Below are 14,061 nucleotides of genomic sequence, written 5' to 3'. Positions count from 1 at the left end.
CGGAATAGCACAGCATATTTATAACGTGTACCAAAGTAACCTTCTACTACTAACATCTTCACAGTTTTAACGGAAGCTTATGAGAATAACCTTTACCCGAAACCTCTCTTTCCTGTTTGCCATTTGCCTGCTAGGGGTGCTGCAATTCGCGACATCCCTTGATGCGTTTGGTCAGGGGAATAAGGTGCCAGTCTACAAGATTGACCTGAGAGGCAAGCCTAACGGCGTTTGGAATTCCGGCGAAGTGTCAAGAAACGGGCAGCTCTGTAACGTTCCCAATAATGAGAACTGTATTCAGTTTGAGATTATTCTGGACAAGAATGCCGAGCAAATGGAGTTCGACATTGTGGGAGGACCGGTGCCTTCCGGATCAATGACGTACCAGATTGGTTGCGGAACAAGTTACCCGGTGGGCGAGCCGATATGTGTGGATGTCTCCGAGACAATTGTACTGTCACTTTGTATGCCCGGAAATGCTAAAGGCATTTTTGAGATCCGTTCCCTGGCCTCTTTCACACCGCAGCCCGATGTCTCGGTAACAGCCGGGTGCTCGGGTACGCTGATAGCGCCTTTGTCTTTTGAGCCGGGTACCATCACCTGGAAAGATATTACCTATAACGGCACTTATAATAAATACCTGAGCTTCCCGAACGGCGACACCAGACCGCTGGTAACACCGGACGCGAACGCGCCAGCCTATGTAGACTATGAGGTGACCGGCACAACGGTGGCGACAAAATGCCCGGGCAGGTTCGTTTCTGATGTGGTGCGCGTGTTTTTCTATCCGCCCCCAACGGTAACGGTCGGCCCTAACCCGGCCATTATCTGTCCCGGAAGCAGCGGCGTGACACTGACGGGCAATGTAACCGGCGGCGATGGTAAGTGGGAGTATATCTGGACGGACCCTGCCGGCAACGTGGTAGGAAATGGGTTGAACTATACGGCCACCACGGTAGGTACTTATAAGTTCGAGGTGCGGAACGTAAACTACCCGAACTGCCGCGAGTTCTCGGCCACGGTAGATGTGGTATCGAACCTGGCGGCAAACGCTGGTCCCGATCAGTTGGTGTGTTCGCAGAGCCCGGTGCAACTAGCGGGTGTTATAACAGCGGCCACCGGAGGTATTTGGAGTGGGGGCGGGGGCACCTTCAGCCCAAGCAACACCGCGCTTAACGCGGTCTATACCCCAACGGCAGCTGAGATAGCGGCAGGCTCTGTAAGGCTCACGCTTACCTCGACGGGTAACGGCTCGTGTACGGCCGTGAAAGATGACGTACTGATTACGTTTTACCCCATCGATGTGGAACTGACGGGCACGCCGGTTATCTGTAACGGCACCCTCGGGACAATATCGGCCAGGGTAACAGGCGGCAACGGGCCTATCTCCTATAAATGGAGCAGCGGCCAAACCACGGCTACCATTACGGGCGTGGCCGCTGGCACCTACACCGTCACCGTTTCAGACGGGAAGGGTTGCGCGATCACCAAATCCTTCACCGTAACACAGGTAAATGGCCCTACTGACTTTACCCTAAGCGCTACTCAGGAAACCTGCGGCAGAAGCGACGGAAGTGTTACCATCAGCAGCGTGGTGGGCGGCACAGCAGGTTACAAGTATAGCGCAGACGGCAAAACCTACCAGACAGGCACCACACTTTCGAACCTGGCGGCCGGCACTTATACTATCTACGTGATGGATGCCAACGGCTGTACCGTTTCCAAAAGCGTGACTATCACGAACGTGACCGGCCCAACAGCGGTAGCGGCCTCTACCGTGGCTGCTTCCTGTAAGAATAACGACGGCGGCATTACGGTGGGCCAGGTGAGCGGCGGCACGGCTCCTTATAAGTATAGTATAAACGGCCGCACTTTCCAGGACGCTACCACCTTTACAGGGCTGGCAGCAGGTACTTATACCGTTACTGCCCAGGATAAAAATGGCTGTACTGTTACCAGAACAGTAACCGTTGCCCAGCAAACCCTGACGGCTTTCACAGCTACCCCTGCCTCTTCTACCTGCGGCAACAGCAACGCCAGCATCACCGTGAGCAATGTGCAGGGCGGTGTCGCTCCTTTATACTATAGTATAGACGGAGTGAACTTCCAGACAAACGCCACCCTTGCGGGACTGGCAGCCGGTAACTACACCGTTACGGTGCGCGACGCGAGAGGCTGTAGCTTAACCAAAGCAGTAACGGTAGGCAACATCGCCGGCCCGACAGACCTGACGGTATCAGCCAAAGCCTCCTCCTGCGGTTATAGCAATGCCGAGGTGACGGTGACTAATGTAAGCGGCGGCACAGGCTCTTATACTTATAGTATAGATGGCACCAACTTCCAGGCGTCGGCCACCTTTACTGGGCTGGCTGCCGGTAATTACACTATCTATGTAAAAGACGCGAACGGGTGTATCTATTCGGAGGCCGTTGCCCTGACCGATATGGCGGGTCCTGCCTTTACGGCCACAGCAAAGGCCTCTACCTGCGGCGCAAGTAACGGAAGTATAACCGTGAGCGCCCCTGCGGCAGGATATGCTCCTTATACTTACGCGCTCAACGGCGGCAGCTTCCAGAGCTCGAACATTTTCACGGGCCTGAAGGCTGCTACGTATGAGGTGACGGTAAAAGACGCCAACGGCTGCGTGGCTACCAAAACAGTGGAAGTGACGGACATTGCCGGTCCGAGTGATTTTGTGCTGACGGCTACGCCCTCTACCTGCGGCGCCAGCAACGGCACCCTGACCGTAAGCAACGTAACCGGCGGCACCAGTGCCTATACTTATAGTATAGACGGCAAGACTTTCCAGACTTCGGCTACTTTCGGCAACCTGCTTGCCCGCGAGTATACCATCACGGTAAAGGATCGCAACAACTGCGTTATCTCCAAGAAAATCACCTTAACCAACGTGGCTGGTCCTTCAGCCCTTACGGCAAGTGCCAAGGCATCCACTTGTGGTAGAGCGGATGGGGAGGTGACCATAACAGGCGTAACCGGCGGAACAGGGGCTTACAAGTATAGCAAGGATGGGGTGAACTACCAGACATCCGCTACCTTGACTGGCTTTGTGGCCGGCACGCACACGGTGTATGCCATGGACGAAAACAAATGCGTGGTGTCTGCTTCGGTTACGGTGACCGATGTTGCCGGACCAACGGCGGTGGCGGCCACGTCGCAACCGGCCAGCTGCCAGAACAACGACGGTAGCATCACGGTAGGTCGCGTAACGGGCGGCACAGCGGATTATACCTACTCCATCAACGGCACCACTTTCCAAAGCTCCACTACATTCACGGGACTGGCGGCCGGTACCTATACGTTAACTGCGAAAGACAAAAACGGCTGTACCGTTACGGCGTCGGTGGAAGTGGGAGCCAATGTGCCGACCGCTTTTGCCAGCACTACGGTTGCCGCTACCTGCGGTCGTGCGGATGGGCAGATTACGGTTGGTGCGGTAACCGGTGGCACAGGGCCTTACAAGTATAGTATAAACGGAGGGCCGTTCCAGACGTCAGCCACTTTCACCGCATTGGTGGCCGGGACTTACCAGATCACAGTGCAAGATGCCAACGGCTGTACGTTTACGAGTGAGGTAGGCGTAGCCAACCTGGAAGGACCAACTTTTACGGCCACGGCTAAAGCTACCACCTGCGGCGATAGCAATGGCAGCATCGTGGTGAGCAATGTATCCGGCGGCGCGGGTGGTTATACTTATAGTATAAACGGGGCTCCGTTCCAGGCTTCAACCACCTTCGGCAACCTGCTGGCTGGCACCTACACCATTGCGGTACAAGATGCGAAGGGTTGTATGGGCACACGCACGGTGATAGTGGAGGATGTGGCTGGTCCAAGCGATATGACGCTGGTTGCAAAAGCCTCTACCTGCGGCGCGAGCAATGCGAGCATTACCGTTAGCAACGTAGTGGGCGGAACGTCCGGCTATACTTACAGCATCGACGGAAAGAACTTCCAAACTTCGGCAACCTTCGCTACCCTTGCAGCCGGCGAGTATACCATCACGGTAAAAGACAAGAACGGCTGTACGCTGGCCCGTACGATTGACGTAACCAACATTCCTGGCCCAAGCGAGCTGCTGCTGACCTCCACCGCTTCTACCTGCGGGGAGAGCAACGGTAAAATCGAGGTGAGCGGGGTAACCGGTGGCACGGCTTCCTATACGTTCTCCATCGACGGCAAAACCTTCCAGCAGGGAACCACCTTTGCCGGAGTGGCAGCCGGTGAGTATACCGTAACGGTAAAAGACCAAAACGGCTGTACGCTCTCCAAAAAGATTGTGGTGGAGAATACAGGTGGCCCGACAGGCTTGCTGGCCAGCGCTACTTCCTCTACCTGCGGTGCGGCCAACGGCAAGCTGACGGTGACAGCAGCGACGGGCGGTGTAGCACCTTATACCTATAGTATAGATGGCGTGAACTTTCAGGCGGGGCTGGTGTTTGAGAACCTGCTGGCCGGCGAGCACATCCTCACGGTGAAGGATAGAAACGGCTGTACGTTCGCCAGAACCTTTAGCGTTGCCGACATTGCCGGGCCTTCGGCAGTAGCGGCCGCTTCCCAACCGGCCAGCTGCCAGAACAACGACGGTAGCATTGCAGTGGGCCAGGTAACAGGCGGAACATCCGGCTATACGTACTCCATCGACGGCAAAAACTTCCAGGCATCCACTTCCTTCACCGGCCTGGCTTCCGGAGACTACACGGTAACAGTGAAAGATGCCAACGGCTGTACAGTTACCACAAGTATAAAAGTAAACCAGAACGTACCGACTGATTTTGCCAGCACCACCGTAGCTTCGACCTGCGGCGCGAACAATGCCAGCATAAAAGTAGGCACAGTTACGGGTGGTACCGCTCCTTACATGTATAGTATAAATAGTGGCAGCTTCCAGACTTCGGCTACTTTTGCCAACCTGGCGGCAGGCACCTACAACATCACCGTACGGGATGCCAAAGGCTGTACTTTCCGAAAAGAGGTAAAAGTAGAAGACATCGCCGGACCATCGGCCATCGCTTTAACCGGAAAAGCCTCTACCTGCGGTAGTTCGAATGCTTCTATCAGTGTGAGCGGTGTAACGGGCGGAACGGCGCCTTATACCTTCAGCCTGAACAACGCAGCCTTCCAGAGCAGCACCAGCTTCGGCTCCCTGGCTGCGGGCAAGTATGAGGTAACGGTGAAAGACGCCAATGGCTGTACCTTCACGCAGGCCATTACGCTGGAAAACATCCCGGGTCCATCTGCTTTCACCGCCACGGCCTCAGCCTCGAGCTGCGGTCGCGCGAACGGAAGTATAAAAGTGGATGCGGTAACGGGCGGAACCGCGCCTTATGCCTACAGCGCAGACGGCACTAACTTCCAGGAAGCTACTACGCTCACGGGCCTGTTAGCTGGCGAGCATACCATTACGGTGAAAGACGCTAACGGCTGTATCATCACAATGAAGGTCGTGGTGGAGGATGTGGCGGGTCCATCCGGGATGGAGCTGGCCAGCACTGCCTCTACCTGCGGCGATAGCAACGGCAGCATCACGGTTGGCAAAGTTACCGGCGGCACGGCTCCTTACAAGTATAGCAGGGATGGCGTGAACTTCCAGAACGGGCTTTCGTTCGAGGGCGTGCTGGCCGGCGCGTATACCATAACCGTAGAGGATGCCAAGGGCTGTAGGTTCTCTGCAAGTATAAAAGTAGATAACATCGGCGGACCTTCGGATTTTGTAGCCACGGCCAAAGCCTCTACCTGCGGTGCCAGCAACGGCGAGGTAAGTATAAGCAGCGTGAGCGGCGGTACGGGCTCCTATACTTATAGTATAGATGGCACCACCTTCCAGGCTTCGGCTACCTTTGCTAATCTGGCTGCCGGTACCCACACCATCACGGTAAAAGACGCCAAGGGCTGTACGTTTACCAAGGCGGTGGAAGTAACCAACCTGGCCGGACCAAGCGCTATCGCGGCTACTACCAAGGCTGCCAGCTGCGCCGACAACGACGGCAGCATTACGGTAACCCGCGTGACCGGTGGTATTTCAGCCTATACTTACTCGATTGACGGCAAAAACTTCCAGAGCACGGCTACCTTCTCAGGGCTGGCTTCAGGAGAGTATACTATCACGGTAAGAGATGCCAACGGCTGCGAGTTCTCCGACAAAGTAAAGGTGAGCAAGGATGGCCCGGCCAGCTTTGCCAGCACAACTGTGTCGGCCAGCTGCGGCGGCGCGAACGGTCGCATCACCATCACGGCTGTGGATGGCGGGGTAGGACCTTACACCTATAGTATCAACGGAGGCAACTTCCAGGCTGCGGCCAGCTTTACGGCGCTTGCTGCAGGAGCTTACACCATCACCGTAAAAGACGCCAACCAGTGTACTTATGCTGGCCAGGTAATGGTCGGCAACGTAGACGGCCCGTCTGACCTGGTGGCCACGGCTGTGAACACAACCTGCGGCAACAGCAACGGCCAGATAAGTATTACAGGCGTAACCGGTGGTACCAAGCCGTATGCTTATAGCATAGATGGCGCTACTTTCCAGGAGGGAGCTACCTTTACGGGTGTGGCTGCCGGCGAGTACCTGGTAACCGTGAAGGATGCCAAAGGCTGTTTGTTTGTTAAGCCAATCACGGTGTCTAACATCACCGGTCCGGAAGGATTTTCCTTCACGACCAAAGCCTCTACCTGTGGCAGCAGCAACGGGGAGGTAACGGTAAACAACGTAACGGGCGGCACGGCTCCTTATACTTACAGCGCGGATGGGAAAACTTTCCAGACAAATGCCAGGCTGACCGGACTGGCTGCTGGCTCGCATACCATCACCATTAAAGATGCCAACGGCTGTACCTTCATCAGAACGGCTGAGGTGGGCAATATCAGCGGTCCGGAAAAGTATGAGCTGGCAACCGTAGCTACTACCTGCGGTGCGGCCAACGGCTCTATCACCGTAAGCAAGGTAACGGGTGGCACGGCGCCTTATACCTACGCCCTGAATAACGGCAGCTTCCAGACGACCACTACTTTTGCCAACGTGGCAGCCGGCGAGTACACCATCCGGGTGAAAGACGCCAACGGCTGTATCCTGGAGAAGAAAGTGGTGGTTAGTGACATCGCTGGTCCTTCTGATATCGCGGCCTCTACCACGCCAACGGCCTGCACGGCCAACAACGGTACCATTACAGTAAGCGGCGTAACGGGCGGCAAAGCTCCTTATACCTACTCGCTGGATGGTAAAACCTACCAGGCGGCTGGCAACTTCGGTTCGCTGGCGGCAGGGGAGTATGAGGTATACGCGAAGGATGCCAACGGCTGCAGCACTACGGTGAAAGTAACAGTGGGCATCAAGGGTCCGAAAGAGGCTGAGCTTGCTTCTACAAATGCCACCTGCGGCGAGGCGAACGGCACCATCACGGTTACTTCCGTGAAAGAGGGCACTAAGCCGCTGGCCTATAGTATAGACGGCAAGACCTTCCAGGCTTCGGCTACTTTTGGCAACCTGGCCGTGGGCGTGTATACCATCACCATTAAGGATGCGGAAGGTTGCGTGCTGGAGGTAAACAAAGAGGTGAGCAACAGCGGAGCCCCAACCTTCGTGGCAACCGGCACCGACGCCAGCTGTGGCGCTGCCAACGGTCGCATCGTCATCAGCAACGTGAGCGGGGGCGTGAGTCCTTATACCTATAGTATAGATGGCACCACTTTTCAGAACGCACCGGAGTTTACCGGCCTGACCGAAGGAGAGTATCCCGTAACGGTGAAGGATGCGGCCGGCTGCGTGAGCATTGAGCTGCTGACCATCCGCAACACACCGCCTATCACGAACCTAAGGGCCACGGTAACTTCCCCAACCTGCGAGCAGCCTGCCGGAAGCATTTCCATCGACGAGGTTATGGGCGGCACGGCTCCTTATACTTATTCGTTGGATGGCGCCACCTTCACGGCTGCTGCCACACTAACCGATGTAGCGCCAGGTGCTTATACCTTAACTGTGAAAGACGCGGCGGGCTGTACCTATAGTATAGAAGTGCAGGTGGAAGAAGGCGTGAGCAGCAAGCTGGACTACGTGCACCACCTGGCCTGCTCGGGCGGCAACACCGGCGAGATTGCTTTCGCGACAACAGGTGCCAATGCGCAGACCCAATATAGTATCGATGGCGGCAAGACGTTCCAGAAGAACCCGGTGTTCAAGGACCTGGCCAAAGGCAGCTATCAGCTCGTTACCAAATTCTCCGAGTCCTGCACCATTAACGTGGGTATGGTGGAAGTGAAGGAGGCAGAAGATCTGGTGGCAGAGGTAACGCCGCTTACCAAAGCGGTGGGCTTCGAGAAAACAGGCAGCGCGGCCGTGACCTTGATTACCGGTGGGGTAGGACCTTATACCTACTCGCTGGATGGCGGCAGCTTCACGTCCGACTCGGTGTTTACCAACCTGAGCGCCCGCGAGTATACCCTGACCGTGAAAGACAGCAGGGGCTGTATGACTACGGCAACCTTCGTGATTGAGGGCTTAGGTGATATCGACATCCCGAACGGCTTTACGCCAAACGGCGACGGAATGAACGATACATGGGTACTGAAGAACCTGCCAAACCTGTACCCGAACTGCCAGGTAACGGTCTACAACCGCTGGGGCAGCGAGGTGTTCTCGTCCAAAGGATATAAAAAGCCATGGGACGGCACCTACAAAGGCAAGCGACTGCCGGATGGTACTTACTACACCATCATCGAGTTCGGCGACGGCACGGCTCCTATTAAAACATCAGTGACCATTATGCGCTAACTGCCCAATACCAAACAAGACGTGTTATGAAAAATTACATCCTTATATTTTGCTTTCTGCTCGTTGGTTCGGTAGCTGTGGCACAGCAGAAGGCGCTGTATAGCCAGTACATGACCAACTACTTTCTCCTGAACCCGGCGGTAGCCGGGGTGGAGAAGGACTGGAACATAAAAGCCGGCTACCGCAACCAGTGGACGGGCTTTGACGGAGCGCCCAAAACCTTTTACCTGAGTGCCGAAACCGCTTTGTTCAAGCAAACGCTCCGAAGCCGCAGGGCACGGCCCTACCACGGGGCGGGTGGTTACATTTACAAAGACCAGACCGGCCCGATTTCCCAGACCGGCGTCTTGCTTTCTTACGCTTACCACGTGCCCCTCAACCAGAACCTCTATCTTTCTTCGGGGGTGTTTGGCGGTTTGCAGCAGTATAAGTTTGACGAGGGCAAGATACACCTGGCAGACGGTTCCAACGAGCGCGACCCGGTAACGCGGCAGGGAAGTATAAACGCCTTTATGCCTGACCTGAGTGTGGGCACATACCTGCACTCGGAGGAGTTCTTTGTAGGGGCCTCGCTGTTTCAGGTGCTGGGCAACAGGATTAACAAGAACAAGGAGATTGAGGATCCGGCCCGCCTGTCGCGCCACCTGTTTGTGTCGGGTGGATACCATTTTGATGTAAACAAAAACATCACCGTGACCCCCTCGGTGCTGGTCAAGTACGTGAACCCTGCCCCCATCCAGGCCGACATTAACGTGCGCGGCGAGTACCACTTCACCAAACGCCGCAAAACCGTTTACGACGACATGGTGTGGGCGGGCATTTCTTACCGTACCCAGGATGCTGTGGTAGGTTTGGTTGGCGTGCAGTTTAAAGAGCAGTACCGCCTGAGTTATACCTACGACATCACTGTGTCGCCGATGCGCCACCACAGCGCCGGCTCGCACGAAATTGTGCTTGGGTTTAGACTGCCGTAATAGTGATTTCAAAGTATAAACTGCAGCTTTGAAGTATAAACAAGTATGGCCAGTGCATTCGCGCTGGCCATACTTGTTTTAGCGGTTTTATACTTGTCTGGCGCTGTATCAAAGTATAAAGTATGGGTATGCTTTATACTTTCTGCTGGTCCAGGAACCCCGTTGCTGGCGCGGGTTTGCAACCCGTGCCTACCTATGGTGTTGGGTTTGCAACCCAACTGGCTTGAAAAGCCATACTTTATACTTCGACAGTGCTGATATACTTGCAGCTATACTTTTATACTTGCTGATTTATACTTTTGCTGGCGCGAGCTTGTAGCTCGTGCCTATCATACTTCGACTTATACTTTCCTTGAACCACCGCTTTTCGCAACTGGAGGCAAGCTAACCTTACTAGCTTCCTTTCTTCCTCTAGTTCCCACAAACGTCTCGTTTCATCTCTAGCTTTCTGCCCTCCCAGGCCGGGAGGCCTCGCCTTCGGGCATCGCGCTGTCTACATTTCCTGCCCTCGTGCCTCGGGCTGCCTGCGGCACCGGAAATCTAGAAGGCGCTCAACCCAAAGGCTGGGATAATCTCAATAGCAGTGGCTGACGGAGCTTCAGCCAAAGTTCCCCTTTGAAGGGGGTAGGGGGATGTAATCGTATGCAGAGATTCCCCTATCGGGAGGGGCTGGGGTGGGTTTATACGTTGTAGGGACAGGTCGCGACCTGTCCGCGCAAGAACTGAGGCTATGGAATTTATACTTCAGCCAAAGTAATTACAGAACTCCCCTCCTTAGACAAGGAGGGGCAGGGGTGGTTGGACCCGGAACATCAGAAGACTGACCAAGGAAGGGTACAGGTTCAGCTATACAAAAACCCTCAAAACAAAAACTCCCCCTCTTCTAAACCAAGAAGAGGGGGAGTTTTGCAATTGCTATACTCTCTTAATGAGCCGCTTCCTCGGCGCGGGCGGAGTTGCCGCTGATAATCTGGCCGAAGAAAATGCTGTTTAAGAACAGTTTGTTAGTGCCGTACCAGAAGGCCCGGAAGTTCGGGTTGTCCGGCATCGCGATGACCTTGCCGGCGCCTAAAGCTGTTACGTCTACGGCTGCCGTGTTTTTCACCCGTTGCAGGTTCGGCTTGGAGATGTAGCCGGCCATAAGCGGCTCCGAAGTATACATCACCGGGTTGGCGTACGGGCTCTTGGAGCGCTCCATAAACAGGGTGTTACTGCGGAAAATAGGCAGCTTTGCATCGGTGTAGCCATAAGCCAGCGGGTGCGTCAGGTCCAGCTTCGTTTCAAAAATAGCTCCGCCAATCACGTGCGCGCCTTCGGCGTTTTCCAGGTCAGCGTACGCTCTCTGTGAGCTTGTATCCGGCTCAACTTTCTTGAAGGTGATGTTGCCGATGCCATTGTCCGAGAGCCATTTGGCTGCGCCGCCCATGCCTACTACCGTGCCTCCCTGCTGCACCCAGGTGCGCAGTTTGTCTTTGGAGATGTTGTTATAGGAGCCCTCAGCCATCACCAGCACATTATACTTGCTCAGGTCTGAACGGTTGAAATCGGTGGTCTTCACCAGCACCGGGCGCATGCCGAAGCGGTCGTCCATCAGGTGCCAGGCCTCCCCGGCATCGTAGCTGTTCACGCCATCGCCTACCAGCATCATGATGCGGGGCTGCTCCAGGCTGCGGACCATAGGGCTGCCCAGCTTTATACCTTGCGGGGTAAAGCCAGTTCCCATAGCGTATACCTGCAGGGCGTTTTGCTGCGCTACCTCCTGCAGTACCTGGTGCAGTTGGTCAGCGTTTATACTTTGTCCTGACACGGGTATCAGGATGGTGCCGTAGTCGAACTGCTTGCCATCGGCGCCGGTGAATTTATCAGTGGCTACGCGGGTGCTGATGCCGCGGTCCATGAGCTGGTTCAGGGCGCGGGGAGCGTAGTAGCCGTGCCATTCAAAAGCATAGGCATAATCGCTTTTGCCGCCTAGTACTTCGCCTGCCGGTAGGCTTAGTTCCTCTACTTTCTGGCCCAGTTGGCTCTTCTTAAAGTTGCGGGAAGAGAGTGCCGCATGCTCCAGGTCGAAGGCCAGCGGGAATGTCCAGGCGGAGATGTCGTAGAAAAGGCTATCCTTAAACGTGGTGCGCTTCTCAAACATCGCCTCAATCAGCTTGTACTGCGGCTGGTCTGTCGGGATAATGTAAGCATTCTCCGGCGTGTAGGTCACCTTATCCACTGTAAAACTCTCCTTCGGGCGGTACACGGCAATCTGGTGCTGTCGGATAATTTCAGCCAGGTGGTAAGCGCGGGCCTTGTCTTTCTCCGAGCCGAAAACATAGGCCTTTGTGCCGGCCTTTTTCGCCTCGTTCAGGGCATCCTTATAAAAATCGCGCTGGTGCGCCAGCAGCTCCTCGCGCATAGCCTGCGCCGCCTCTAAGGTAGAGAGGGTGGTGGTAAACTGGTTGCGGATGGTGAAGGGGAAGGTCAGCACGCCGTTCACGCTTTCCTGCGCATGGCCGCGGGAGCTGGCCTGTTCGAAAAGTATACCCACGGCTCCGTTGATGTCCGGGTACGTGGAGCCCTTGCCAAAGTAGAAGTCGTCGAAGCTCTCCTCGGTATAATAAAAGGAGCCAATCTTATCGAGTGCCTTGGCGTGGTAAGTGCCGATTTTCTGCGTGAGCTTATAGTTGCTCTCCGGGGTGAGCGGGTTGTTACGGCTCGGGATGCCGGGCTGGAAGAAGAACGTGGAGTTGGTGCCCATCTCGTGGTGGTCGGTCAGTACGTTCGGCTTCCACTCGTGGAACTTGGCCAGCCTGCCCTTCGACTCCGGGTGCTGCAGCGGCAGCCAGTCGCGGTTCAGGTCGAACCAGTAGTGGTTGGTGCGGCCACGGGGCCAGGCCTCGCTAAACTCGGCGCTATTGGGGTCGGTGACCAGGTTCTTGCTGCGGTGCGAGTTCACCCAGCTGGCAAAGCGGTTCATGCCATCGGGGTTAATGGAGGGGTCAATGAGGATGATGGTTTCATCCAGTAGTTTCTCTATCTCCGGACCCTGCGCGGCTGCCAGGTGGTACACGGCCAGCAGGGAGGCGTTGCTGCCGCTGGGTTCGTTGCCGTGCACGCTATAGCCCATCCATACCACCGCCGGCATATCCTTTATGTTCAGGCTCCCGGATTTTTCCGGGTCGGTGAGTTGGCGGTGCTGCTCCTTTATTTTCTCAATGTTCTGGTGGTTTTTAGGCGAGGTGACGGTGAGCAAATACAGCGGGCGGTTTTCGTGCGTGCGGCCATACTCGGTGATGCTGATACGGTCTGACAGGTTCGCCATCTCGCGCATGAACATCACCAGTTGGTCGTGGCTGGCGTGCCACTCACCCACATTATACCCTAGGATGTCTTTAGGCGTGGGGATACTGCTGTTGTAGCTGAACTGGGCTGGCAGGTAGTAGGAAAGCGGCGTCTCGGTTTGCTGCGCCACCACGGCCGGGCTAAGGCCCAGCATGGCCGCTACAGCAAGCATGCGTAGGTTTTTCATGAATAAAGGTGAAGAATAGGTTAGATGTTTGGTTATACCTGCAATTTCCTGTTTTGCTGAGGCTTTTGCAAGTATAAAATACAGGCGCCTGGTGCAAGAAACACTCTTTAAGGGCGAGTTTAATAGTACAAGCGTTAAACTAAACGCTAGAACTTAATCATTTGCCTTCGCTAACATGTGTAAGTTGTTGATTAGATGCCTATTTATACTTCACCCCAAGTATGATAAACTCTACCCATACTAAGTATACTTCCACCACCTGTGCCCACATTTCACAGTGCCTCTTCTTTCAGAAGGTGAATGTTTTAGGGTGGATGCACGAAGAAATTTAAGATAAAATTGAAATTATTTTAGTGCAATTCAATGCGTCCTAGATAGTAAAAAATCATACCTGTATATGTGTTAAGCTGTATGTGGCATACTAACAGTAGTTTATGAGGCAGTTTTAGCAGTACAATCCTATAGGATTATATACTATTTTAAGAATAAATATTACGTTGCCTCTGTAACAATTTATAGTAACTTGGGTATATTCTCTTTGAATAATAACAAAAAACTATAGAAATAGAATATATGCCTATAGCCACTACCCCCTACTATGTGCGTGGTGCCCCTTAAGGGCCTGGCCAAAGCGAGGTAGCCTGAATCACATTTTCTTCCTGCGCTCTATATCCCCAACTCTATAGGTTGACTAGACTTAGCCTATCTGCAATATGGTTTTAGCTGGTAAAATCGGCTAATAAACCTATTGCCTAGCTATACTTTGCCCTACTGTAAAGCCCCAGGCTTTCGTTTCA

Annotated in this window: 4 protein-coding genes; 2 read left to right on the top strand and 2 right to left on the bottom strand. The window is 54.5% G+C overall.

The genetic code is table 11. The features are described from left to right. Positions 1-79: 79 nt before the first annotated feature. On the top strand, positions 80-8,776 hold the full coding sequence (locus C8N40_RS08955; RefSeq protein WP_108211451.1) for a T9SS type B sorting domain-containing protein: 8,697 nt from the start codon (positions 80-82) through the stop codon (positions 8,774-8,776). Positions 8,777-8,802: 26 nt separating this feature from the next. After that, entirely contained in the window at positions 8,803-9,750 is a 948-nt protein-coding gene (locus tag C8N40_RS08950) for a PorP/SprF family type IX secretion system membrane protein (protein ID WP_108211450.1), read from the top strand. Between the two features lie 8 nt (positions 9,751-9,758). Here C8N40_RS08950 and C8N40_RS22630 read toward each other — a convergent pair whose 3' ends face one another. Both C8N40_RS22630 and C8N40_RS08945 read right to left on the bottom strand, forming a co-directional pair. Further along, on the bottom strand, positions 9,759-9,932 hold the full coding sequence (locus tag C8N40_RS22630; RefSeq protein ID WP_170114061.1) for a hypothetical protein: 174 nt from the start codon (positions 9,930-9,932) through the stop codon (positions 9,759-9,761). 743 nt (positions 9,933-10,675) lie between these two features. Continuing rightward, positions 10,676-13,264, bottom strand: coding sequence for a M14 metallopeptidase family protein (locus tag C8N40_RS08945; protein ID WP_108211449.1), 2,589 nt, complete (start codon positions 13,262-13,264; stop codon positions 10,676-10,678). Positions 13,265-14,061: the final 797 nt, after the last annotated feature.

It is taken from the genome of Pontibacter mucosus, assembly GCF_003054055.1.
Lineage (GTDB): Bacteria > Bacteroidota > Bacteroidia > Cytophagales > Hymenobacteraceae > Pontibacter > Pontibacter mucosus.
This window is presented reverse-complemented; position numbering and strand designations above follow the sequence as displayed.